Origin of the sequence: Ruegeria sp. HKCCE4148, assembly GCF_017872495.1 — a bacterium.
Classification (GTDB): Bacteria; Pseudomonadota; Alphaproteobacteria; order Rhodobacterales; family Rhodobacteraceae; genus Ruegeria.
Window position 1 is genome coordinate 952757 of record NZ_JAEDOS010000001.1, and the last position, 24766, is coordinate 977522.

The following is a 24766-nucleotide window of genomic DNA, read 5'->3' on the forward strand; positions in this document are numbered from 1 at the left end:
TAGTTGATTTCCAACATAGGGCTTGACTGGTACGCGCAACAAGTCCCAATTTGGCACTTATAGATGGAGCGTGAGCTACTTGTGCTTCGCGTGAATGAACGAAATTGGAGGATTGAGGCAGTGAAAATTTTTGTGCCACAAATAATTTTGGTGGCGGCAATAGTAGTAGCGACATTCAGTGCCCCGTTGAATGCGGGCGGTGTGAGATTTGAGCAGAGCGCATCGAACTTGCCAAATTCATACAAGCGGTTGCGTAAAGTTGACGGTATTAAAGCAAAGCGTGTGCATTCATTTTCTATCTATGGCGGTGATTGCGTAACTTCTACCTACGGCGATGGTACAGGTAAGGGCGATTGTTCATATGGTTCTGTCCGCTCAATGCTTAGGGAAGCTAAGAGCGATGGCACTTGGATTTTCGCCCAACCATCAGAGGCTTGGTATGGGTGGGATATGCTTGTTCCAGCGAGCTTTCCTACACAAGGGTCACAGACCAAGGGAAGTTACATTTTCACTCAATGGAAGGGCGGCGCGTGCCCTCACGCTTCAATCAACCACTCTACACGCAAGGGTCAAGGCGACACTATTTATTTGCGCCTCCAAGCGCCTCGCGACGCTGCAAATCACGACTGCAGGGACGTTGCCCGCATTCCGTTGATGAACATGCGTGACTTCAAAAACCAATGGCGGAACTTTCAAGTGTACGCCAAATGGTCCCATAAGGCAGACGGACAAATCATCGTCTACATAGATGCTCAGCAAGTCGCGAATTACAGTGGACCAACTCTTAACGTTGCTCCAAATGCTCCGCACAAAAAGGCAAAAATGAACCACTTTGATATAGGCGTCTATTTGTGCTGCACGGCAGGGGTTAAGCACGTCCGTCCAGGCACGGTCTACTTCGCGAATGTGAAACGAGCAAATAGCCAGAAGAAGCTTGGAAGGTAGATAGAATGACGATTGGTTCAGGAAAAAGTTACGTTAAGAAAGTTCCGCAAGGTCTGTTTGAACAAAGCGCCTGCACTGATGAGGCTTCACATTTTGGTAATCTTGTTGGATTCATTCAAGGGCATGCCTTGGGTCACAAGACGTAGGCCTTCTGTCGCACAGATAGCTAGGGCTTCTACCCAAATACGTGTGTGCAGCGTTCAGACACATTGTAAAAAATAGCGACTCCGCTGCTGCTAGAAAATGGCATTGACTATTTCGCTACTATCAACTTCTGGGAGTTTGTCTAATGGCGAACGCCTGACAGAGCACGACAGTGCGGGGTCAGCTGTCGCGGCAGTGCAGACGTTCGAAATCTGTGATTGACGCCTTCTTGGCTCGTTCTGTGCGGCGAAACGAGCGACGACGACGGGGAAATCAGCATAGTCAGATTAAAATCACGAATTATTCTGGTCTGAGATAAGTCGCTTCCATCGCGATACTCTTTCAATGTGGTTCTTTGACAGCAGAAACCACGTAGGACTGAAAGAGGGAACATACGGGCGGACCGAGAGAAGGCGCTAGAGGCCGAAGCCAAAGGGCGCGCCAGCCTTGCCGAATGGATCCACGAGCGCCATCCTCTATGCCGCCACATCACCAACCGGCAGATCGAGGATTTGATTGCATCACAGCTGGTGACGCCCGAACAGGTTCGTGCTGCGGGGCTGCAGGTGTGAGAGCATTCGCTAAGTCTGGGAGACAGCTACCAATGCCGTCGGATTTATGGTGCTCAGATCATACTGTGCGATTATGATTTGGAGATCATATTGACAATTTATGACCCAGAGGTCATATGGAGTGGCAGGAGAACCGCCATGAAGCACCTCGTTCGTACATCAAAAAACTTGGGCCACGCAATTCGTCAGGCTCGGAAGGCAAAGAACCTTACCCAGAAGGAACTCGCCTCGATGAGCGGTGTCTGGCAAGAGACAATTTCCAAGATCGAGAACGGCAGCGGTGGAGCCAAGCTGGAAACGGTATTCGATTTGATCGCGGCTTTGAATCTCGAAATAACTGTGACCGAGCGCAGTAAAGGCACATCAGACGGGCTAGAGGACATCTTCTGACATGGGCCGTAAGCGCAGCTACACACCGCTGAACGTTTTCCTGAACTCGCGGCTCGTGGGCCAGTTGGTCCGTGAGCCCTCGGGCGGCGTCAGTTTCGCCTATGCGCGAGACTGGCTCGAATGGGAGCACCGGATGCCGGTGTCGCTATCATTGCCATTGCAGGAGAACCGCTACAGCGGCGCTCCTGTGCTCGCCGTTTTTGACAACCTGTTGCCTGACAGCGACGTCATCCGCCGACGGGTCGCGGAACGTGTAGGGGCTGAAGGCGTCGATGCCTTCAGCCTGCTGTCACAAATCGGGCGCGATTGCATTGGCGCGCTGCAGTTTCTGCCCGATGGGCAAGAGCCCCAGCCAATGTCCGAGTTAACGGGAGAACCTGTTGACGAGGCGCAGATCGGGGCAATTTTGAGCGACCTCGATCTAGCACCACTGGGTATCCGCCGCGAGAATGACTTCCGAATTTCGGTCGCAGGCGCGCAGGAAAAGACAGCGCTCCTTCGTAAAGATGGCCAGTGGATAGAGCCAACCGGCACGACACCAACCACGCACATCATCAAGCCGCAAATAGGCAGACTGCCCAACGGCATGGATCTGTCCGACAGCATTGAGAATGAATACTTGTGTCTCAAGCTGATGGAGGCGTTTGGGCTTCGGGCGGCGAATGTCGAGATGGCGCAATTTGGCGACAAGAAAGCCTTGGTGGTTGAGCGTTTTGATCGGCGCTGGACGTCTGATGGCCGCTTGATCCGTCTGCCACAGGAAGATTGCTGCCAAGCACTATCCATTGTGCCCACGCAAAAGTACCAGAACGAGGGCGGTCCAGGGATCCCGGATATCATGGATCTCTTGTTGGGAAGTGATGACCCCAACAAAGACCGGTACGATTTTTTCAAAGCGAATGTCCTTTTCTGGTTGCTGGGTGCAACAGATGGTCATGGAAAGAACTTCAGCGTCAGCCTCTTACCCGGCGGCCGTTTCCGCATGACACCGCTTTACGACGTGCTGACGGTGCAGCCGACCGTCGACGCCCGGCAGATCGAGCGGAAATACTTCAAGCTCGCTATGAATTTCGGAAACTCAAACCACTACAAAGTGGCAAATATAGTCGGCCGCCACATCGTGGAGACAGGAGTTAAATCCGGCATTTCCCGCGCAGTCGTGCAGCGCCTGTTCGAAGAGCTGCAGGAGACTTCGCACGCGATCATTGAGGCCACGTTCAATCAGCTTCCGGAAGGTTTCCCTGAGGCGTTGCTTGCTTCGATCGATGGCGCGCTGACGGCTAGGTTGCACCTGCTGAACTAAAGCTGGTTGCGCCTGCCTCGTGCGAAAGTGCGTCTATTCTGGTTCAAACGAGATCAGGTCAGATTGTCGCGCCAAACCCAGATCCTCAGTGCCGTGTTTCCGGCTGCTGAACATAAGCGGGCAGCCGTGCCGGACGCGGTGCAAGCCCCGCTTCAACAAGAAAATTCCCCTGCGCCAGCGCATTCCTCGCGAGGCAAGTTTCTCGCTGACAGCCCCTTGGTGCCCGCGTTGGTCGTGTTCATCGAAACACTCAAAATGAGGATCAAACAATGGCTACTCAAACTCTGAAACTGAACGTCAAATCCGGTGAAAAAGACGGCAAGAACTTCTGGGACCGCTGTGGCGTGCTATTCGTCAACACCGACGACCTCGGCAACATCACGTCGATCAACGTCAAACACAGCATGTTCCCTGACGTCGAAATGGTCGCCTTCCCACGCTGCGATGACGATCCGGTTGCTGAGTGACCGGTGCGCCGGGGCGGGTTTCCCGCCCCGGAAAAACCGAAGCTGAGTGTGAAACGCTGCCAATTGGACTTCAACAAGTATCCGATGTCGCATCGGTGCAACTCCTCAGACCGGACCTTCGCTGCAAGTGCATAATCGACAGTTGGCGGAACTGGTGCTCTGCGGGACTAATCCGCCTTATGCGCGCGCGGCTACTGCTGATGCAACATTCCTTTGCGAGTGCAGAAGACTTTACGCAGCGAAGCCCTGCGCTTCCCGTTTTGGGTCATTCAACATTGCTCGGGCGGTGAAGTTCAGAGCGACCTTTCGCTGCATCGCGGGCGGACGCGCAAGTGCGGGATACGGCGCGATTTATCCACGCAGAAACTTTGCGCTGCGAGAGGGAACTCAACGGTTCAACCATTTGCCCGAACTCTACTGTGCTGAATAGACGTTCATATGAGCGGCTGTGCCAAGACAGAGGAAAGGCCCAATATTCATCCCCGAGCATTCGCTGAACTGTCTATGGGCTGGTACGAGCCTCCGAACTCGTCAAAGACGCTAGCGGTACCCGTGCTGACCAACCACGTAGCATTTCATCGGTGGCTATGATCGGTGCCGGAACAATGGGGCGCGGCATTGCCATCGCCTTTCTGCAGGCGGGGTATCCGGTCACGTTTCTGGAAACCACGCAAGGTGCGCTCGAACAGGGGCTGGAAAAGGTCCGGGAGCATTTCCAGCGTGCGGCTCAAAAAGGGCGGCTCAGTGCGGATCGGGCAGAGGCAATCTCCGCCAACGCCACCGGGACACTCAGCTACGGCGACCTTGCAGAGGCCGACCTGATCATTGAAGCGGCGTTTGAAAGCATGGATGTCAAACGCCAGATTTTTGAAGCCCTGGACCGACACGCAAAACCTGGCGCGATACTGGCCTCAAACACATCGACATTGGATGTTGATGAAATCGCCGCAGTCACATCCCGCCCGGAGGATGTGATTGGTCTCCATTTCTTCAGCCCGGCCAATGTCATGCGCTTGCTGGAGGTGGTGCGCGGCGCCAAGACCGCTCCCGATGTCATTGCAACGGCAATCACGGTCGCAAAGAAGATCCGAAAGCTCCCTGTCACGGTTGGCGTGTGCTACGGCTTTGTTGGAAACCGGATGCTGGAGCCATACTTCCGCGAAGGATCCCGTCTGCTTCTAGAGGGGGCGACGCCGAAACAGGTGGATGACGTCCTTGAAGGCTTCGGCATGGCCATGGGCATTCATGCGATGGCAGATCTGGCGGGAGTCGATGTGGGCGCCCGCGTGCGTCAGGAGCGGCGTAGTGAAATCGCGCATGACCCGACATACCAGGCTGTGCAGGACAGGTTGTTTAAACTAGGCCGACTGGGTCAGAAAACCGGGCGAGGAAGCTATGTCTACGAGGGGCGGACGCGGGTCGAAGACCCTGAGATTGTTCAAATCAGTGCCCAATTGGCAGACTTGCATGGCGTGAAGCGCAGGGAAATCGACGATCAGGAAATCCTTGAGCGTTGTCTGTTCCCCCTGATCAACGAGGGCTTCTTGATCCTTGAAGAGGGCATTGCGACGCGCCCGGGTGATTGCGACCTGATCTGGACCAACGGCTATGGCTTTCCGAACTGGCGCGGCGGCCCAATGCACTATGCCGACGAGTTTGGATTAAGCCAGATTCTGGAACGCATGAACCACTATCGGCAGTCGCTTGGTGCCTATGGTGAGATGTGGTTCACGCCTGCGCCTTTGCTGGAAGAACTCGCAACCTCGGGCGTAACACTTGCCGCGCATTTTGATGCCAAAAAGGAAAAATCATGAGAGAAGCCGTTATCGTCTCAACCGCACGAACCCCTATTGGGGTTGCCTTCAAAGGTTCGCTGAACAACATCAAATCCCCTACCATGATGGGGCACGCCATTCAACACGCTGTTGAACGTGCAGGCGTGGACCCCGGTTCGATCGAAGATGTCGTCATCGGATCGGTCCTTACGGCGGGAACCGCAGGCATGAATGTCGCGCGTTTGTCGGCGCTGGCGGCGGGCCTTCCCAATACGGTGGCAGGACAGACGATCGACAGGCAATGTTCATCGGGATTGATGGCCATTGCGACGGCCGCAAAGCAGGTCATTGTGGATGGTCAGAATGTCTCCGTGGCAGGCGGGCAGGAAAATATTTCCATCCTGCAGAATGCCTATCTGAAATGGGCGGGCGATGAGAAAGATCCAAACGTTATCGCCCAATCTGAACATGCCTATATGCCGATGCTGATGACGGCGGAAAATGTGGCGCAGGTATATGGGATCAGTCGTGACGCCCAGGATGAATATGCTGCACTTTCCCAAGGTCGGACGGCCCGGGCTCAGGCTGCTGGCGCCTTTGATGACGAGATTGTCCCGATCACTGCGATAAAGCGGGGCAAGAATCGCGAAACCGGAGAGGAAACCCTGGAAGAAGTGACCTTGTCAAAAGACGAAGGCAACAGGCCGGGTACGACGGCCGAAACACTTGGCCAGCTGAACCCGGTTGTCGAAGGAGGACTGATCACTGCCGGAAACGCAAGCCAGCTTTCTGACGGGGCCTCGGCTTGTGTGCTCATGGAAGGCAAAATGGCTGAGCAACAGGGTCTCACACCGCTAGGTATCTATCGCGGCATGGCTGTTGCAGGAAACGCACCGGAAGAGATGGGGGTCGGCCCGATCTATGCCATTCCAAAGCTGCTTAAGAATGCAGGTCTTCGCATCGAAGACATCGGCCTTTGGGAGCTTAACGAAGCCTTTGCCTGCCAGGTTCTCTATTGCCGCGACCACCTTGGGATTGATCCCGAAATCTACAACGTGAACGGCGGTGCGATATCGATTGGCCACCCCTACGGCATGACAGGTGCGAGACAAGTCGGGCACGCTCTGCTTGAGGGGAGGCGTCGTGGCGTAAAATACGTGGTGACCTCCATGTGTGTTGGCGGAGGCATGGGGGCCGCAGCGTTGTTCGAAGTCGCCTGACCCCACTGAAATGAGTTCAAGCAGAGCGTTATCTGGTTGAGACATTGACATTCTGTCATCTGCGAAGGCCGCCATCTGCAAGCCTGCGTTTCATGTCGACCGGAATTGGTGATACCTCCTGAGGCGTTATGACCAATGTCACGCCAACGATCCTTTCCACGGTTTCCAGCCAGTTTGTCGATGACTGGCTGGCGGCGCTGCGTGCCCTGTGCCCAGAGGCGCAGATGGCGTCGCTGCTTAGCCGGTCCGGTCTGAACGCGGATACGCGCTCGCCGAATGGTCGCGTCACGCTGGATCAGATCGTTTGCCTCTATCAACTTGCCGCAGTTGAGATCGGTGATGAGATGATGGGGCTTTGGAGCAGACCCGTCCGGCCGAGGGCCCTACAACATCTTCTGACCACTGTCAGGGAAGCCACGTCTCTTGCATCGGCGCTCTACCGGTTTTCGACCTTCTGGAATTTGCTGCTGGATGACTATCAGTTTGACCTGGATGATACTGAAAGCGCATTGGTGCTCACCCTGAAACCACAAGGCGACGTGCCGCTTCAGCGGTTTGGGCATATGCTGATCCTCAAACTTGCCCACGGGCTCATGTCTTGGCTGGCAGGGCATGAGGTTCCGGTTAAGGCTGTCGGTTTCGCGTTTGACCGCCCGGACTTTGATCAGGATTACGCGATCATCTTTCCTGCACCGCTGCGGTTTGGCCAGCCCGCCACCGCAATCTCGTTCGATCCGAATGCACTGGGTCCCGTGCAGACGCGCAGCACCGCTGACCTTGACCGGTTTTTGCAAAACGCGCCCCGGGACTGGATCTTCACCTCTTCGCGCGAGCACACCCAATCGCTTCGGGTGCGCACCTATCTGGGTCAAACGGGATGGGACGCGGCGACCCTGACCCAGACAGCATCCGCAATGCACATGACCCCGCGCACCCTGATCCGCAGGTTGCAGGCGGATGGCACATCGTTTCAGGCGATCAAGGATGCCCTGCGCCGCGACATTGCGATCCGCGATTTGCAGGCGGGACGCAAAAGCGTCGAGGCCATCGCACATGATGTCGGATTCTCCTCGGCTGCCAATTTTCACCGGGCCTTTCAACGCTGGACCGGCAGCACCCCCAGCTCTTATCGCAGGATGCAGACGTAAAGCGCCTGTTTTGTCACTTTTGGACAATGATCTGTCAGCGCACGAGATAGAGCTTAGCGGGCTGACTCGCTAAATCTTGCGGCAGAAAAGCATTCTCAGCTGAAGTTTCGCCTTGATAGCTCATCAATCCGGCCATTCATGGCTGCGGGTTTGTGGCGTCAAATGAGAATAATCGTCCTTGAAAGGATCCACCAATGTCAGACAAACTCGCCACCATACTCCAGGCCGCACGCGACCACGCCGAGCAGGTGGTCCTGCCCAATGTGGACGCCTGGAACACCGCCAAGACATGGCCCCGTGATGCGTCCGACAAAGCCGGGGCCGCCGGCCTGACGGGCCTCTACGCCCCCGAAGAGTTTGGCGGTCAGGGCTTGCCGCTGGCAGAGGGCATTCAGGTCTATGAACAACTGGGGCTGGGCGATGGCGCTTATGCCTTTGCCTTGTCGATGCACAATATCTGCACCTTCGCGGGCTGCGGATACGGCACCGATACCTTCAAAGAAAAATGGGCGCGCGACCTGACTTCGGGGCGCAAACTGGCGAACTTTGCGCTGACCGAACCGCAATCGGGATCGGACCCGATGAACATGTACAGCCGCGCCACGATCAATGGCGACGGCACCTGGACGATCAGTGGCGCGAAGGCATGGGTCAGCCTGGCGACCGAGGCCGATATCTATTTCACCGTGGTCAAAACCAGTGACGCACCCGGCCACAGGGATATGGCGATGATCGCTATTCCCGCCGACGCGCCGGGCCTCAGCTTTGGCCCGCTCTACGACACACCGTCCTACAACTTCCTGCCTCTGGCCGAGATGTATATGGACAAGGTCGTGGTGAGCGAAGACAACATCATCCTGCCCATTGGTCAGGGCCTGCAAGGTTCACTCATGGCGATCGACATCGCCCGCGTCTCAATCGCGTCAGGATGCTGTGGATTGATGCAGGCTGCCCTGGATACGGCGCTGTCCTATTCCAGGAACCGCAAGATGTTTGGCGGCAGGAACCTCGATCTGGACGGGATCCAGTGGATGCTGGGCGAGGTTGCAACAGATCTTGAAGCCTCCAGGCTGCTTTATCGCAAGGCGGCGGAATCCCTGGGCACGCCCGAGGGCCCACTGATGGCCGCTCATGCCAAACGGTTTGTGCCAGATGCCGCATTTAAGGCTGCGAACACCTGCACGCAAGTGCTGGGCGGCATGGGGCTGTTGCAGCCATATGGTCTGGACCGTTTGTCCCGCCTTGCACAAATGCTGCGGATCGTGGACGGGACAACCGAAATCAGCCGCGTGGTCATCGGGCGGGCCCTGCAGAAACGTGCGGCGACCTTGCCTGATCTGCCAGTCCCGAAAGGATTCGGTGAGACCGGCTGAACATTCCAACCCGCCGGAGAAGCAGAGCCGACCTGAAAATCTCCTCAGAAATCGGTAAAATCGAAAGACCGGCCGCGCAAATTTGGCCGGTTTCTCTATTGCAGACCTTGGTGCAAGCGCGCGAGGTCAGTGGAGACTATGCGCGCGTTCTGGAATTCCTGGACGACATAAGGAAATGATCCCCGTCCTCACGTAGAGAAAGCTGCCGTTCAATAAAGCTGCCGCGAAGGTCGCATACGCGGACTAAACGGACCCGTGCAGGCGCAGCTTTTGTTTGCGCAGAAAACCCCTGCGGCTGCGGCATCGGGTTCGTTGTTCTGGGCCTTTACGGCCCAAACCGGCCATTGAGCTATGGTAACCGATGCTGCGGCGCGGCCCGTCGAACCTGCCGTTCGCTGCAAGCGCAAAATCAGAGACTGGCTGAACTCACGCGGTGCGTGACAAACCCGCCCGAAGCTAATGCAGCGAAATTGGCCTCAATGCGACCGCTTACTTTCGAAGCCTGTCGCAGCATTGCAACGCGATTATCCGGAAGCGGTCGTTGAAAGCGGCTGACAGCACAGTAAACGGAGCCGGTCGTTCGTGGCTTCAAGCCCGTTATCGAAATGATAAGGCGAATAAATTCGTAGACGCAAAAAACTTTTCGCGACGTTCGGTAACTGTCTTGCAGCCACTAAAGCGGTTGCACAGTCATAGGAATTAGTCTGTTTAAACGCTTATTTGAAATATATTTGACGAAATTCGGCCGGAGTAACTCCCATTCGCTTTTTGAAGAATCTGGTGAAATCACCGGGGTATCCGTAACCCAGTTCCAATGCAGTTTCGGTGATACTGCAGTTGTCTTGCAAAAGCAGTTTTGTCGCGAGGTTTAGACGAGCATCCGACAGGAGACGAGCATGACTCGTTCCATGCTCAGCCAAGATGCGCCGATATGTTCGCGTACTGATGCCGAAGGCTTTGGCTACTCGGTCGGATAGACTGTCCGTTGTCGACAACGTCAAAAATGTCGAAATGCAACTAATAATTGATTGCCTCAGATTGGAGTCAATCGGAAGCGGTTCTTCATCGAGAACGGTCCTGCTGGTTGGGGAAAGCGTGAAGTTTCGGTCAACGATACCTATAAGATCGAAAGCAATACCAAAGTGATCTTTTGATTGGACCACAGGAATGTGGCGAAGCTCGTCATGCAACTCGACCTTTTCTGGAAACATGGGTAGGGCCAGCGCGACTGGGAGCACGCTGCAGCCGAGTACGCGCCGGGTTGCGAGTTGCATTATAGCCAGATTGTATTGAAGCGTGGGCCATTCATCCGACCAATCCGTCGCGGCCGTGGTTCGCATAATCCAAAAACGATCGCCCTGCCTATGACAGAAAAAGCGTGCTCCTGATATAAAACTGTTGAACTTCTCGGTCAGGTGATTCAGCCCTTCGAAATTCGTTAAGCCGCAGGGAAGCGGGATGCCAACGACTGAATGCGTCTGCCTGTTTTCTTCTGGGTCAAGCTCGAGACTTCTGAACAAAAAGCTTTGTTCGCCTACCTTTTGCTGGAGAAGGGCAAGAAAAAACTCGACCGCATGCAGCGGCACAATACCCGCTGGGTTCTCAACGATACTTGGTGGCAGCCCGGCGTGGTCAGCGATACGTTCCAAGGTGTACAGTGACAAATCTGATGCACTGATGGCCGGTTTGATAGCCTGCGCGATAACGAGGTTCAGGTTCGCCATGTCTTCTCTCTCAACAGCCCAAAAAGAACTCCGCCCTAGGTAAGAGCAGGCGTAAACACCTCCGTCTCTTGGCCGGAAAAGCTAAGCGCAATCACGGCTAACCTGTCAAACTAAACCAGGATTTACGTTTTGGGAGGACACAAATGAGATTGCCCGAATTATTACAATTCGCTCGCCGACCGTTGTCCGGAGTGATTATTGGAATTGGCTTGACAGTCTCCGCTACAGCTGTCGTAGCTCAGGACGCTCCTCCAAACGTCCTGATCATCTGGGGCGACGACGTCGGATATTGGAACATCAGTGCCTACAATCAGGGCATGATGGGATATCAGACGCCCAACATCGACCGGATCGCCAACGAAGGGATGCTGTTTACGCATTCTTATGGCGAACAGTCCTGTACTGCGGGGCGGGCCTCCTTTATCACGGGGCAATCCGGCTTCAGAACCGGCCTGCTCAAAGTCGGTCTGCCGGGTGCGCCCGAAGGTATGTCCGAGAAGGACCCGACGATTGCCGAGTACATGAAGTCGAAAGGCTATATGACCGCGCAATACGGCAAGAACCACCTCGGTGACAGGGATGAACACCTTCCAACCAACCATGGTTTCAACGAGTTCTTCGGCAACCTTTACCACCTCAATGCTGAGGAAGAGCCAGAGAACGTCGACTATCCTCAGAACCCTGAGTTTCGCGAGAACTTCGGTCCGCGCGGCGTTATCCGATCAACCGCTGACGGGCAGATCGAAGATACAGGTCCACTGACGAAGACGCGCATGGAGACCATCGATGAAGAGGTCACCGCCGGGGCGTTGGACTTTATCGATCGCGCGGTAGATCAGGATAAGCCATTCTTTCTCTGGTACAACACCACGCGGATGCACATCCATACACGTCTCAAGGAGGAAAGTGAGGGCGTTACCGGCCTCGGCGTCTATCCGGACGGAATGGTGGAGCATGACGGCATGGTCGGGCAAATGCTGGATAAGCTCGACGAGCTTGGCATCGCCGACAACACCGTTGTGATGTATTCCACCGATAACGGCGCCGAAGTCTTCTCGTGGCCAGATGGCGGCACAACGCCGTTCCGGGGAGAAAAGAACGACAACTGGGAGGGTGGATTCCGCATTCCGTTGCTGGTCAAGTGGCCCGGCGTGATCGAGCCGGGTCGAAAATCTAACCAGATCATCAGCCACCTCGACTGGTTCCCAACGCTGATGTCGGCGCTCGGCGATGGAGACATGAAAGAACGTATGCTGACCGAGGCGCCTTTTGGCGAGGACAACGAGCCGGTGCACCTGGACGGGTATGACTTCATGCCCTACTTCCGGGGTGAGGCGGAAGAAGGTCCACGGCGAGAGTTCCTGTACTTCTCGGACGGTGGCGACCTGATGAACCTCCGCTATAATCGCTGGAAGGTCGTCTTTGCGGAACAGCGCGCTCATGGGTTTGACGTCTGGCAGGAGCCCCTGACGTTCCTGCGGCTACCAAAGATCATCGACCTTTACACCGATCCGTTCGAACGGGCGGAGCACGAGTCAATCGGGTACTCAAGATGGCGGCTCGACCGGACCTATCTCTTGGTCCCTGCTCAGGCGTTTGTTGCGCAATTCTTGTCAACATTCGAGAATTATCCGCCCCGACAAAAGCCTGCGAGTTTCTCGATCGACCAAGTGCTGGAGAGCTTGCAAAGGAACCAGGGCGGCTGAAGCAATTAGTCTTTGAACAAATTTCTAAGAGTGACCGCATCTTGCGGTCGCTTTGTTTGGATCCAAAGCAACCGGCAGTTCTATTCGCAAAGCCGCAGTGGGCGTTGCAAATCTAGCTGCAGCGTGACTAAACGGCCGCTTAAATTTCTGCGGCGTGGCTAGGGTCGGGACCTATAAACGAACGACCGCTTCTCTAGACAGCGGACGTTGGCTGAAAACGTGGCAAGGACCACAGTGCGGACAAAGCTACCGTTGAACTATTCTGCTCGAACGACGGCTTCAGGAACTTGGCGTCACCCGCGAGCAAGAGAAGAGCAGCAAAGTTTCGTGGCCTTTACAACAATTGCCGTCGCTAAGCAGAGCAGAATAGTTTCGAAGAGGCGGTTCAAAATGGCGGCGGGGGTTCACTCAGCTTGAAAGACGATTTCAGCCAGTCTGTTTTGGCAGCTCTATCGTCACTGCACTCTCACCCCTGTATACACCGATCAGCTGCGGAAGAGAGCGTACCAAATGATCACTCAGAACGCGCACACGGGCATTGTCGCGAAGTTCCGCGTGGCGCAACAGCCAAAGATCCTGGCGTGGAACGAATTCGGGGTCTGTTATCCTCACCAACTCGGGGTCCTGGTCGCAAAGGACACAAGGCAAAAGAACCAGACCAATGCCCGCGCGACAGGCAAACTGCTGCGTTCGCATGTCACTTATCCGCATGACTGTAGGATGGTTTGGGAAGGGGGTGCTTTTCTTCCAGGACTCTGAAGAGCCACTGGGACTAAAGCTTATCCAACCCACGTCCTCAAATGGCTTGCCGTTTCGAATTTTCTGAGCAAGTGCCCTGGAAAGATAAACCGCGCGGGCGGTTTCAGTCAGTTTGCGACCAACGAGGTGGTCGTCCGGGCTTTGTCCGAACCGCAATGCAAGGTCGGCATCACGTCTGTCCAGGTCGGACAGCGATGCGCTCGTTATCACCCGCAGATCGATACCAGGATGACTTTGCCTGAATTCGTCCAGAATCTCCAGCATCGGTTTGACCGCCAGAACATCCCCCATCGACAGGGTGAGCGGTCCGGAAATCTCGCGGCTCTGCCCGAAAGTGCGGCGATCCAAGTTGGCGATCTCATCCTCAATGGTTGCAGCTGTCGAAAGCACTTCCTGTCCAGTTTGAGAAAGCTCGATTTTGCTACCTTGTCGCTGATAAAGTGGTGCACCCGCTAACGTGCTCATCGCCTCCAACCGGCGCGCGACGGTCGAATGGCTGATCCCGAGAGCCGCGCCAGCAGCCCGAGTAGAGCCACTTCGCACAAACAGCAGAAAAAGCCTCAAGTCGCTCCAATCCATCTGTCTCATTTTTGCACCAAGGTGTCTCTTCTCAGGAAATTGCGTACCGGTAGTGAGACTACTAGCTTTGCCCTGTTCGAGCAACTCAGCCCGAGATCATGCCCCAAACGCCGTCTGTGAGGCCGTGCCTGGGGTGAGAAAAGAAGCACTTAGGAGAACCGAAATGGCATTTATTCTTGTTGACATTCTTCCCTTCAGGGAAGGCAAAACCATCGAAGACGCGCTGGAGTATTTTGAGAAAGTCCGCCCCGCGATGGAACGCAACGGACTGCGGCGCGTTGATGCCCCACTTCGGGCGCTCAAGTCGCTGCGAGGGACGCAACAGGCTGACCTCGTCAACTTGTTCGAGACCGACGATCCCGAATCCTCGATGCAGGGCATGGCTGGCGACGCCGAGTATCAGTCGCATGTTGCACTGCGCGACTCGATATTCGACCTAGAGAGCGCGTCGATCATTCTGACCACGAAGCACGCCTGAGCTATCAGGCGCCCTGAAACCGGACGAGCAAGCAGTCCTTGTCCGGAAGAAACCAACTACCTTCAAGGAAATACCATGAAACTCAAGTCAAGTATTCTGGCTTTGGCCGGAACGATGGCGCTCGCCTCGATGCCAGTTGCTGCGATGTCCGAAGGCGCAAAACTGCCGATCCCTGCAGTGTCGGAGGAACTGACGCTCGCTCCACAGAGTGTCGATGTTCTGTCTTCTTCGATGTCATATATCGAGACAGGTTCCGGGGATCCGGTCCTGTTTGTGCATGGAAACCCGACCTCAAGTTATCTTTGGCGCAATGTCATGCCACATGTGGCCGAAACGCATCGCGCAATCGCAGTGGATCTTATCGGTATGGGGTCATCTGGCAAACCGGACATCGACTATTCCTTCGCGGATCACGCCCGGTTTCTCGACGCATTTGTTGCCGAGATGGGCCTTACAGATATTACGCTCGTCGGGCATGACTGGGGTGCCGCACTGGCGTGGGATTTTGCCCGGCGCAATCCCGATCTCGTAGTCAGATTGGCCTTTATGGAAGGCGTTCTTCCACCCGCGATGCCGCAGCCCAGCTATGAAGCCATGGGCGAAGAGATGGGCGGCATGTTCCGCGCACTTCAGGATGAAGAACAGGGATACGAGATGGTCATGGAGGGCAATTTCTTCGTGGAAGGCATCTTACCCATGATGGTCAACCGCACCCTGGGCGAGCAGGCAATGCAGGCCTATGGCGCACCCTATGCAGCTGTCGAAAGCCGTCTTCCAACCTGGATGTGGCCGCGCGAAGTTCCGATTGGGGGAGAACCAACGGAGAATGTTCAGCTGATGGCCGACATTCAATCCTTCATGGGCGAAACGGATATGCCTGTCTTGCTGACCTACGCGGAGCCGGGCGTTCTGGTGCCGCCACAAGCCGTTCCTTTCTACAGCAACCTGATCGGTGATCTGGAGACAGTGTTTATCGGTCAGGGCCTGCACTTCATCCAGGAAGATCAGCCAATCGCGATTGGCCGCGCCATCGCGGACTGGATGCGCCGCAACTAAGTGCTATGGAGAGTGGGCCCTCTTTTCTGCTCTCCATCCGCCACGACACAAACCCACACATGAGACTGAAATGACCAAGTTTTTCCATTTGCCTGCCAGCTGCTCTTCAGCGGTTCACGCGGCACTTACAATCACGCAAACCCCATTTGAGCTCGAAGTCGTCGATCTCGGCAACAAGTCAGAGGCGTTTGAAGAAGCCAACCCGCTTGGAAAAGTGCCAGCACTTTTGGACGACGGCGGGCCTGCCTTCGAAGGCGGAGCCATCAACCTATGGCTCGCAGCAAAGAACCCTGAGGCAGGCTTGATGCCGGAGCTTTCTACTTATGAAGGGCGTGAAGCGTTGAAATGGTTGTTCTTCTGCTACGCAACGATTCATCCGATTTGGATCAGGCTGTTCTTTCCGCAGCGTATTGCGGGCGAAGGCGATCTTGCAGCGGTTTCCAAGCTGGCTGAGACTGATTTGATGGATAATTATGCCTTACTGGACGCGGCCCTTCGGGATCAGGATTTTCTCGCGGGTGATACAATGAGCCTGGCCGATTTATACGTGGCGTCGACACTGCACTGGGAGGCCAAGATCGACGGTAAGATCACACAAATTTTCCCTGCGCTTGCTGCCTTGAAGCAACGCGTTTTGGGTGTTCCCGGCGTGAGCAGGGCCTTTGCCGGAGAAATCACTTAGGCGACCTAACCCAAGCCAAAAACCGCAGGGCGCACAACGGACATTCATGCGACCTGCGGCATTTGTCAAAACGGGCTCTATCCGGACCTTCCTCGCGCGATGGGCCAAGTTGCGGTGTGCGGGACAAAGCCGCCTTATGCTCATCGCTTTCTGATAACCGGTCGCAGCCCGGAAGCGGACCTTCATTGCGAGCTTTACATCCTCACAGATGCGGACCAAGAGGACATTGCATGAGGCGACCAGCGCAATTTTATCAGCCCACAACCGCTTGCGACTACTAAGCTGTCCTATCGTAGAGTAGTTCGCAGTCGTCTGACCGCTCCGTGGTCCAGGCACAAGGGGCTAGACACCAGAGCTGAAGCATGGCTGGGTTGCTTGGAGATTGCCCAATCCTTCGGAGATCCCCAAAAATGAAAAGTCATGCAAACAAGCCGTTAGTGACCTCCGCTATTGCTATCGCTCTTTTGGCCTCCGGTGCGGTATTTACTGCTTCTACACAACCAGCAAGCGCAGAGGCTGGTTATTTCTGGGATGAAACCGTTGAGTCTGTAGATAGAAGCCCTTGGATATTTGAAGGCATAAATGTTTTTGGCGAATTGGCACGAGTTCCACCGTCAGATTGGGTACGTACTTTGGAAAAAGCGGCATACCCAACTGAGCTTGAGACTTTTGTTTTCACAGCTAGCAATAATGAAGAACAGAATATCAACGATTGGTTGCATCAAACACATACCGATAGCTTTTTGATTTATCACGATGGCAAATTGGTCGCTGAAAAGTACTTCAATGGCATGAGAGCTGATACGCCTCACCGCATTCACTCGATCACCAAGACAGTGTTGGGTATGGCAGCAGGGCTGGCGGTTGAGGCGGGAGAATTAGATCCCAAAAAGCTGATCACCGAATACCTGCCAGAGTTGGAAGGCCCAGCATTCAAAAATACAACGGTTAGACACCTACTTGATATGACCGCTGCTGTTGATTGGAAAGATGCTTCTAGCGGCTACTTAGACGACGCCGGTGATCTGTTCTGTGCGTTTGGTCAGGACCTCTCTGAAAAAGTTGAAATTTGTGATACAGAGTCTGGCGTTAAGGAGTACATGATCTCTCTTAGCGATCGCGAGACCTTGGTAGAAGACGGTGAAGTTTATAGTTACCGTTCAGTGCTATCTGCGCTGCTGGGTATGGTTATCGAGTCGGCGACTGGAGAAAGCTATCTGGATGTACTGGCCGAGTTGTGGCAGGACATCGGTGCTCAGGACCCTGCATATAGCGAACTAGGACCCAAAAGGATTGTGCAAACGAGTGGTGGGTTATTTACCAGCTCTCGTGACCTATTGCGATTTGGCATAATGATGCTGGACAACGGAAAGGTTAACGACACTCAAGTTATTCCTCCAGATTGGATAGCTGACACGATTCAAGCAAATGATGACGTTATCGCAGCTTATGAGAAAAGCGCATACGCGGAGGTGTTTGAAGGCTTCCACTACCGTAATCAAGTTTGGGTGAAAGACAGAGAAAAAGGTGCGTTTTACGGCATTGGTGTCTATGGGCAGCTGTTGTATGTGAACCAAAAAGCCAATGTGGTTATGGTGAAGCTATCAAGCCAGCCAGACGTTCAAAATACACCTATGTACCTGGACTCTATGGTTGTGATGAAAGGTATTGCAGAGACTTTGAGTAAATGAATTTCAGATTATCTAAATCTAGTAAGCTGAGCCAAATGGCTCGGCTTATACTACGGAAAGACTTAACAGTGTCGTCGGGTTAGTACCGGGTGACCTCGACTGCGACCGCAGCAAACACCACACCAATCAACAGAGCTTTTGTATTCACTGCCGAAAGGCTGGGTAGTTTAACCCGAAGAGACAGGGCTATTATCACACCCCCTGTTAACCCAGTCGAAATTGAATAGATCATGCTACTTTTGTCTGCGTTGAGACCGATCAATATGCCGACCGCAAGCGACGCGACAAAGTATGCGCGTAGCCATCCAGACATGTGTCCGGGGTGGGTCTTATAGAGAAAGATATTCACCCCAAACAAATGCAATGAATAGGCCAACGTTCCAACAGCGTACAGCTCAGGTGATGTTCCCGTCGTTTGCATGACGGTAATGGCAAGCAAGCAGTTATAGGTCCCGAGGGCCACTGTGTCCAAGCCAAGCGACAACTTGTTGTCGGCCCCTACGTCGCGACTGGCCTCCAGCAAGTAGTAAATGAGAAATCCTAGGAGCGAATAACCGAACAGCGAGTTTTCCCATTTCCCGCTTGCAGCTAAACCGGTGGACAATTCACCAATTTTTGGCAGCAGGAAAAGAAAAGAATAGCCAAGTCCGATCCCTGATGAAAAATCAGAAAGCCAGCCTGCTAGGGCGGGGAATCTCCGGTAAAAAGACACGCAGAAGACGTGAACAGTGCCGATGACTGCAATCGATGTTATCGCGAGGTATGTCGACGCGTCGAACACGGCTAAGATCCAATGATCACATTACAATTTGTATGAGACACCCCTTGGGAGCAAAAGCACAACCTAAAAAGTGAAGAAGGTGCGGTTTGAATATAACACTCAACGACAGCTTTCTTCTGCACTTTCGGCATTGATGCACGGTGCAGAAATTTGAACTTAGGGCTCTTTCCCGCCGTTAGCTGCGTTTTGCACCAAGGTCCGGTTCAGCGGGATGATCTGAGCGGTGTGGTGTATTGGGATGGCCGCCATCGTATAACGCGGCCTGCGTCTCGCCGTTATTCCACTGATACAGCAGACCTATTTCTTCGCCAGTCCTGATACACGTAATGCGACCGATGGCCTCGGCCGTTGTGCGAACACTGTCAAGTTCGGGCAAAACCAGCCCCTCTCGTTAAACAGTTCCTTGGGAGCGATGTCGAGAGCACGAGCAATCCGCTCTAGAACATCGATCGATGCTGAGAATTTCGCGAGTTCGATCTCGCTGATGTAGCTACGATCTAGGTCGGCAGCTAATGCTAATTGTTCTTGGCTCAACCCTCTGGAATTTCTTATATTCCGGATATTTAACCCTACTTGTTCCCGTAATTTCATGGCCTGTATTCGGCCAGATCACAAGAACCGCTCTACGGAATATATTCCACAAAACGCGCGCGAACATCATAAACCCTATGCTCGCATATGGTGTGACTGTTGAGGTTGGAGCTAGTGTATCAATAATACAGTAATGTAGTCGAAAGGTATTGATTGATATGCGGTGCAAACTTATCAGGAATTGGACTGCCGGAGTTGCTTTGGCTTTGCTTTCAACCGTGGCTCCACAAGCGGCAAAAGCCTATCAGGTTGACTGCGCCATTCTGCTTTGCCTGGCTGGTGGGTGGCCCGCGTCAGCAGAATGTGCCCATGCCCGCGCCGTGTTTATCCGTCGGATCACGCCCTGGCCGATTGAGCCGCCGTTGCAAATCTGGCGCTGCCCGATGAATGTTTCTGAGCGCGCGCCGTTGCAAAGTATGGCCCCTAAAGTCTGGGAGGCCAGCAACCAAAATGGTCAAATGCTCGGCCACATTATTCTGGCACAGGTGGTCGAAGACGGTGCCGATATCGACATCAGTGGTCTGGAATTCGATTTTGTGCGCTCGATCCGTGTTTGGGATGTTCGGCACTACAGCCATCGCGAACGTGGCCGCGACGATGATTGTTCTGAGAGTTATAACATGCGCCTCGGGACCTACGGCACACAAGGCGAATTTGGCTGGCACCGCACGACACCAACGGCCGCCCCGCAATGGGTTCTGCCGTCACGGCGCTGTTCGTCGTCAAGCTGGCGTCGCGGGGTCGGTGTCGAATGGGAAGATCACGAAGGCAACCATGGATATGAGTGGGTGGCCTACTAAGGCTATTCGCCGATGTCCTTCATACGTTCCGCGATATCGCCCGCAATGCGCTCATACAGGGCGGCTTGCTTGTCTCTGGGAGTTCCGGGCTTCGGGTTCCTTCTGCGGATGCGTTTGGCGAGCCAAAACAACAGTCGCGCGGCGGGGTCGTCCAGTTTTTCCGGCACTGGGGCCGGATAGTTTTCTTCGAGTAGGGCAACAACCTCGGCATTCATACTACGGTGGTTGGCCTCGGCTGCGAGGCGTATTCGATCGCGCAGGCCGTCGGGCAGACGCACGATGAATTTATCCTGAGTTTGAGAGCTTTGATCTGGCATAGTGGCACTGTGCCATGAAAAGCGATTGACGCAATAGTGGCTAAGTGCCACTAACGGGGTGTGGTTTCAACCTGGAGGCGTTTCATGAACAGTCGTAAACCAATGCAGCTTCGGCTTCCGCAAGAGCTCAAGGAGTGGATCAAAGCGGAGTCCGATCGCAATGGAAACTCCCAAAATTCAGAAGTGATCCGCGCCATTCGCGCGGCGAAAGACAGACGTTCTACGCGCGGAGCAATCGGAAATATCAATATGGATCAATGTGATAGTGCGCGTTGTTAACGAGGCGAGAGAGGTGTCGATAAGATGACCAAAGCTAGTGCACAGACAAAGGCGAAGCAGGCAGCCTCGGCCTTCATCCGTGAGGCGCGGGAGGCAGGCTGGCAGCGCGCGAAGTTCGAGATTAAGCCTGACGGCAGCGTCATCGTCGATGCCAACATGGTCGCGCCAGAGGCAGCCGACGACTTTCTCAATAGTGACTTGAGAATGGGCGAATGACCCGAAAGAGCCTGCCAAAATACGTCTATAATGACAGGGGCTACCTACGGTTCATCCGGCGTTCACGCGGTATCTCGGTCATGATGCACGAGGAAGCGGGCACGCCGGAATTTTGGGATCATTACAATCGCCTGCTGAAGGGAAAACCAGCGCCAGCGCCGGTGAAACGCAATTTTGAGGCGTTGATTCTTAGCTACTACGAGAGCGACGCCTACAAGAAGCTGAAGCCCCGTACGAGATCCGACTATCGGCGGTATATCAGCCACATTCGTGAGATCTGGGCCGACAAAGACCCGGCTAGGATCGAAACCCATCACATTTATGAACTGCACCGGGCAAATGCGGATCACTGGCGGCAAGCCAACTATCTCGTCCAGGTCATGGTCGTCTTGATGAACCACGCCCGTCTGATTGGTTTTATCAAGAAAGAGCATGGCAATCCGGCGAAGGGCATTCCGCTCTTCAAGCAGCAAAGCGACGGGTGGGAGCCTTGGCCAGACGATGTTCGAGCAGAGTTCGAAGCCCTGGCTTCAAAACGCGCGCGGCTGGTCTACGAGCTTTGCGTTGGCACGGGCCAGCGCATTGGCGATGTCGTGAAGATGAAGTGGGCGCACTTTTCGGATGAGGGATTCGATTTCACTCAGGGTAAAACCGACAAGCCGCTGTGGATCCCGCTTACCGACCGGCTGAAGGCCCATCTCGACGGAATTGCGCGAACAGACGGCACTGTTGTGACCGACGCGAAGGGTCAACCAGTGAGCTACCGTATAGTCGCCGAGGAAATGCGTGCCATCAAAAAGAAGATGAAGCACGAGAAGGCGAGCTACTACAAAACGCACGGGCTCAGAAAAAACGCAACGATCGAGCTTTATCTGGCTGGATGCGATGACGAGATGGTCAAAGCTGTCACCGGTCATTCAGGCGTTGAGATGCTGAAAAAATATGGCGGGCCGATCCGGCAAAGAGAGCTGGCGAAGCGCGCCCAAGAGGCAAGAAATCAAATGGAACGAAGCAAGACCGAAACGTGAAAGTTTCAACGCTTGTTTCAAAAATGGCAGTGAAGGAGAAGGGGAATGACGCAAGTCATTGATTTTATTGGAGGCGAGTACCGGAATCGAACCGGTGTACACGGATTTGCAATACTTGGATCATCCGATGACAAGAGAATTTGAGCCGCTAACTTTAGTAACTCCGAATTTGTAGACATCTGCATTTCTCCTAACCTACTGTAATACAGATATTTTTCTCACTCCGCTGCATTGATTGCAAGCGGAGGTTTTGGCATTTTCGATGGACGGGGGATGCGCAAACAAGAAACCCGCCGCGAATGCGACGGGCTTCCCTGCAAATGCCCTCGGATGGTGACTAAGCCAAACAGAGGATCACATAATGAATACCAGACTAGCCCCACATCACAAAGTCGAAATTCCCTTGGTCTCGGCCACCGGGTTCGTGAAGCGCCTCGGTGAGGACCGCGCGCCCGACCGCGCGCAAGTGGACATCGCCAAGGCGTTCATCATGACGCAGGAGATAACGAGCGCGCCCTCGTATCGGCTGAAAAGCGAACATTGGGCCAAGACCGTTTCCAGTTGGTCTAAGGCCGTGGGTCTCGCGCCTCAGATCACCAACGGCGCGTTCATCCTCGCCTGTATTGAATTGGACGTGCCGGTGATACCGACCAACACCGGGTCCAAATTCGCCTATGTCGGTCTGAAAAAGCCCAAGGCCATGAACGTCTACCCGGTACAGGTGGTGGACCTGAAAGGCGGTGCCTGATGACTGATTGGAAAGAACAGGCCCGCGCGGCGGGTGTTCCAGTGTTCCCAATCTCGATTTTCTGGGATGACGAGGCGGGCAAGTACCAGAAAAAACCGCTCACTCAGCACGGCCACAAGGACGCCTCCACGGACGTTGACCAGTTCGATTGGACCGAGGCCAACGGATTCGGGATGCCCATGGGCAACGGGCGCTATGCGATTGACGCGGACACGTACAAGGAAGGCCACGAGGTCTGGGATTGGTTTGACGAGCATGGCGTGACCGAGGAAACGCTAGTCATCAAGACCGTCTCAGGCGGCGAACAGTTCCTTTTCGACCTACCCGAGGGCTATGAGGACTTACGGACCCGCAACAACGTGGTCCGAGGGCTTGATACGCGGGGCGCTGGCGGGTGGATAGCGTTTGGCGAGGGGTACGAGGTGGTAAATGACGTTCCGCGCGCCATGCTGCCCCGTGCGGTCTGCGCCACGCTGGACAAGCGCGTTGAGGCCACCGAGTTCAAAACCCAGATGTATGATTTCGGGTGGAACGAACCGGATGACGCGCTGAAAAAGCGCGTGGGTCGCCTCAGAATGGGCAACCAGAAATTCGACAAGGCCATGGGACATGGCGTCAACGACCGCAGCGCGGCCTTGTCGAGTATCGCCTACCACCTCAAGCGCGCGGGGTTCAAACCGCATGAATACGCGGCTGTGGTGATGTGCATGAGCGGCAACGCCCGCGCGCACGTGGAAGAACAACCCAACGAACCAGAGCGCGCGTTACAGCGCGCGTGGGAGAACAACAGCGCCACCACGCCACCCGACCCGGAACGCATGGCCAATTTCGCAAAAAACGTGGCCGAGGCGCGCGGCGAAAAACCCGAGGAAATCGAAATCACAGATTTCTCAATCGACGCGCTGGTGAACTCGGATGTGCGCGCCGCAGAGCCGTTGATTGAGAATCTGGTTTCGGCGCATCTCACCTATCTCGTGGGCGACCCAAAGGCCGGGAAATCATTCGTGGCGATGCAGATGGCTGAGGCCGTCAGTTTGGGCAAGGCGCTGTGGGGAAATCACGCGACCAAAGCCACGCGCGTTCTCTACTTTGCGCCTGAGAACGGCCTACAGGTCACCGTGGAGCGTCTCAGGCAAATGAACCTCAGCGGGGATGTTCAATTCAGGTTCAAAGACGTGAACATGGGGCCGCTACCCGAGACGATTGAGGATTTGATTGAACTCCTGTCCGAGGAATGCAGCAAAGACCCCACTATCGGGTGCATCGTTCTGGACACTCTGCGGTGGATGAGCGGGCCACCCGTGGCGATGGAAGGCAATGCCCAAGACAAAGACTTTGCGAAACTGGAACCACTGCAAAGCTGGTGCGTTCAAACCGGCATCGCCGTCATTGCGGTGGCACACACCAACAAAGACCCGAACGGGCGCGAGGGGGTCAGGTCACAGCTTTCATCAGTCGCCGGGTCCAACCTCATCGCAGGGACAGTGGAGGGTCTGGTGACCGTATCGCGCATCCTCGACCCGGAAACCAAGGCCCCAACGCCATATGGCATGATCCAGCGTATGGGGCGCGGTTTCAAAGACGATGACGCGATACGGGTGCATTTCGACAAAGACGAGGCACGGTTCCAGCAGATGACCCCGGCGCAGGTTCGCATGGCAGAGATTGTGAAGAACACGCGCAAAAATGGGAGTTCCCGTTCAGATATTGTTCAAATCTTGGACGAGTTCCCCGATGGCAGACGCCGCAGCGAGGTCAGAGTGGAGGTCATGCGCAAGCGCGATGTATCTGCCCAAGCGGTCAATAAAGCCATTGGCGACCTTCTGATGAGTGGGCGCGTCAAACTCACCACGGATGCCGATGATGTGGCATGGCTGACCCTGACAACCTAATCGACAACTGATCTGTGTGATGTGTGTATACCCAAGGGTTCTGGAATACCCCCCAGACCCCCCATCACACATCAGTTGTCGCTTTAGTTGTCGCCTTGGGTG

At 54.7% G+C, this 24766-nt stretch carries 25 protein-coding genes; 19 read left to right on the forward strand and 6 right to left on the reverse strand.

Features of this window, described 5'->3' with window-relative positions; translation table 11 throughout:
* Positions 1–120 precede the first annotated feature (120 nt).
* The 8 genes from I9187_RS22070 to I9187_RS04695 all read left to right on the forward strand — a co-directional run bounded on the left by I9187_RS22070 (position 121) and on the right by I9187_RS04695 (position 9337).
* Entirely contained in the window at positions 121–945 is an 825-nt protein-coding gene (locus I9187_RS22070; protein WP_209509589.1) for a heparin lyase I family protein, read from the forward strand.
* 854 nt (positions 946–1799) lie between these two features.
* Positions 1800–2051, forward strand: coding sequence for a helix-turn-helix transcriptional regulator (locus tag I9187_RS04665; protein WP_170484362.1), 252 nt, complete (start codon positions 1800–1802; stop codon positions 2049–2051).
* A 1-nt stretch (position 2052) separates the two neighbouring features.
* Positions 2053–3354 carry a type II toxin-antitoxin system HipA family toxin gene (locus I9187_RS04670; RefSeq protein ID WP_209940075.1) on the forward strand — a complete coding sequence of 434 codons (1302 nt, stop codon included), beginning with the start codon at positions 2053–2055 and terminating at the stop codon, positions 3352–3354.
* Between the two features lie 269 nt (positions 3355–3623).
* Positions 3624–3821, forward strand: a complete 198-nt coding sequence (locus I9187_RS04675; protein ID WP_170484359.1) for a hypothetical protein — start codon at positions 3624–3626, stop codon at positions 3819–3821.
* A gap of 587 nt (positions 3822–4408) precedes the next feature.
* Positions 4409–5635 (forward strand): 3-hydroxyacyl-CoA dehydrogenase, encoded by a 1227-nt coding sequence (locus tag I9187_RS04680; RefSeq protein ID WP_245223133.1) that lies wholly within the window; start codon positions 4409–4411, stop codon positions 5633–5635.
* A complete protein-coding gene (locus I9187_RS04685) occupies positions 5632–6816 on the forward strand; it encodes an acetyl-CoA C-acyltransferase (protein WP_209509591.1) in 1185 nt (394 codons plus the stop codon). Before I9187_RS04680 ends, I9187_RS04685 begins: the two co-directional genes overlap by 4 nt.
* Before the next feature lie 128 nt (positions 6817–6944).
* Positions 6945–7964: an AraC family transcriptional regulator gene (locus I9187_RS04690; protein WP_209509592.1), complete on the forward strand. Its 1020-nt coding sequence runs from the start codon at positions 6945–6947 to the stop codon at positions 7962–7964.
* A gap of 194 nt (positions 7965–8158) precedes the next feature.
* Positions 8159–9337: an acyl-CoA dehydrogenase family protein gene (locus I9187_RS04695; protein ID WP_209509593.1), complete on the forward strand. Its 1179-nt coding sequence runs from the start codon at positions 8159–8161 to the stop codon at positions 9335–9337.
* A 716-nt stretch (positions 9338–10053) separates the two neighbouring features.
* Here I9187_RS04695 and I9187_RS04700 read toward each other — a convergent pair.
* Positions 10054–11061 (reverse strand): helix-turn-helix transcriptional regulator, encoded by a 1008-nt coding sequence (locus I9187_RS04700; protein ID WP_209940076.1) that lies wholly within the window; start codon positions 11059–11061, stop codon positions 10054–10056.
* Between the two features lie 143 nt (positions 11062–11204).
* On the opposite strand from I9187_RS04700, the gene I9187_RS04705 reads away from it, so the two are divergent.
* A complete protein-coding gene (locus I9187_RS04705; protein WP_209509595.1) occupies positions 11205–12767 on the forward strand; it encodes an arylsulfatase in 1563 nt (520 codons plus the stop codon).
* 426 nt (positions 12768–13193) lie between these two features.
* Here I9187_RS04705 and I9187_RS04710 read toward each other — a convergent pair whose 3' ends face one another.
* Positions 13194–14114 carry a LysR family transcriptional regulator gene (locus I9187_RS04710; protein WP_209509596.1) on the reverse strand — a complete coding sequence of 307 codons (921 nt, stop codon included), beginning with the start codon at positions 14112–14114 and terminating at the stop codon, positions 13194–13196.
* Between the two features lie 154 nt (positions 14115–14268).
* Between I9187_RS04710 and I9187_RS04715 the strand changes: the two genes are divergently transcribed.
* From I9187_RS04715 to I9187_RS04730, 4 genes are all read left to right on the forward strand, one after another.
* Positions 14269–14583 carry a hypothetical protein gene (locus I9187_RS04715; RefSeq protein ID WP_209509597.1) on the forward strand — a complete coding sequence of 105 codons (315 nt, stop codon included), beginning with the start codon at positions 14269–14271 and terminating at the stop codon, positions 14581–14583.
* Positions 14584–14658: 75 nt separating this feature from the next.
* Entirely contained in the window at positions 14659–15639 is a 981-nt protein-coding gene (locus tag I9187_RS04720) for a haloalkane dehalogenase (protein WP_170485371.1), read from the forward strand.
* A gap of 70 nt (positions 15640–15709) precedes the next feature.
* Positions 15710–16321 (forward strand): glutathione S-transferase family protein, encoded by a 612-nt coding sequence (locus I9187_RS04725; RefSeq protein ID WP_170485374.1) that lies wholly within the window; start codon positions 15710–15712, stop codon positions 16319–16321.
* 410 nt (positions 16322–16731) lie between these two features.
* Positions 16732–18012, forward strand: a complete 1281-nt coding sequence (locus I9187_RS04730; protein ID WP_170469006.1) for a serine hydrolase domain-containing protein — start codon at positions 16732–16734, stop codon at positions 18010–18012.
* 79 nt (positions 18013–18091) lie between these two features.
* Here I9187_RS04730 and I9187_RS04735 read toward each other — a convergent pair whose 3' ends face one another.
* The 3 genes from I9187_RS04735 to I9187_RS04745 all read right to left on the reverse strand — a co-directional run bounded on the left by I9187_RS04735 (position 18092) and on the right by I9187_RS04745 (position 19384).
* A complete protein-coding gene (locus tag I9187_RS04735; RefSeq protein ID WP_209940077.1) occupies positions 18092–18793 on the reverse strand; it encodes a hypothetical protein in 702 nt (233 codons plus the stop codon).
* 175 nt (positions 18794–18968) lie between these two features.
* A complete protein-coding gene (locus I9187_RS04740) occupies positions 18969–19169 on the reverse strand; it encodes a hypothetical protein (protein ID WP_209509599.1) in 201 nt (66 codons plus the stop codon).
* Positions 19091–19384 carry a helix-turn-helix transcriptional regulator gene (locus I9187_RS04745; RefSeq protein WP_209940078.1) on the reverse strand — a complete coding sequence of 98 codons (294 nt, stop codon included), beginning with the start codon at positions 19382–19384 and terminating at the stop codon, positions 19091–19093. Before I9187_RS04745 ends, I9187_RS04740 begins: the two co-directional genes overlap by 79 nt.
* Positions 19385–19584: 200 nt before the next feature.
* Between I9187_RS04745 and I9187_RS04750 the strand changes: the two genes are divergently transcribed.
* A complete protein-coding gene (locus I9187_RS04750) occupies positions 19585–20184 on the forward strand; it encodes a hypothetical protein (RefSeq protein ID WP_245223008.1) in 600 nt (199 codons plus the stop codon).
* Between the two features lie 2 nt (positions 20185–20186).
* Here I9187_RS04750 and I9187_RS04755 read toward each other — a convergent pair whose 3' ends face one another.
* The gene (locus I9187_RS04755; protein ID WP_091429061.1) at positions 20187–20501 is read right to left on the reverse strand and encodes an Arc family DNA-binding protein; all 315 of its coding nucleotides are present in this window, start codon (positions 20499–20501) and stop codon (positions 20187–20189) included.
* Between the two features lie 84 nt (positions 20502–20585).
* On the opposite strand from I9187_RS04755, the gene I9187_RS04760 reads away from it, so the two are divergent.
* The 5 genes from I9187_RS04760 to I9187_RS04780 all read left to right on the forward strand — a co-directional run bounded on the left by I9187_RS04760 (position 20586) and on the right by I9187_RS04780 (position 24664).
* On the forward strand, positions 20586–20780 hold the full coding sequence (locus I9187_RS04760; protein ID WP_209509601.1) for an Arc family DNA-binding protein: 195 nt from the start codon (positions 20586–20588) through the stop codon (positions 20778–20780).
* A gap of 24 nt (positions 20781–20804) precedes the next feature.
* Positions 20805–20996, forward strand: a complete 192-nt coding sequence (locus I9187_RS04765) for a hypothetical protein (protein WP_024096637.1) — start codon at positions 20805–20807, stop codon at positions 20994–20996.
* Positions 20997–21076: 80 nt separating this feature from the next.
* Positions 21077–22024, forward strand: a complete 948-nt coding sequence (locus tag I9187_RS04770) for a tyrosine-type recombinase/integrase (RefSeq protein ID WP_245223046.1) — start codon at positions 21077–21079, stop codon at positions 22022–22024.
* 361 nt (positions 22025–22385) lie between these two features.
* Entirely contained in the window at positions 22386–22772 is a 387-nt protein-coding gene (locus I9187_RS04775) for a hypothetical protein (RefSeq protein ID WP_209940079.1), read from the forward strand.
* Positions 22772–24664, forward strand: a complete 1893-nt coding sequence (locus tag I9187_RS04780; protein ID WP_209940080.1) for an AAA family ATPase — start codon at positions 22772–22774, stop codon at positions 24662–24664. Before I9187_RS04775 ends, I9187_RS04780 begins: the two co-directional genes overlap by 1 nt.
* The last annotated feature ends 102 nt before the right edge of the window (positions 24665–24766 follow it).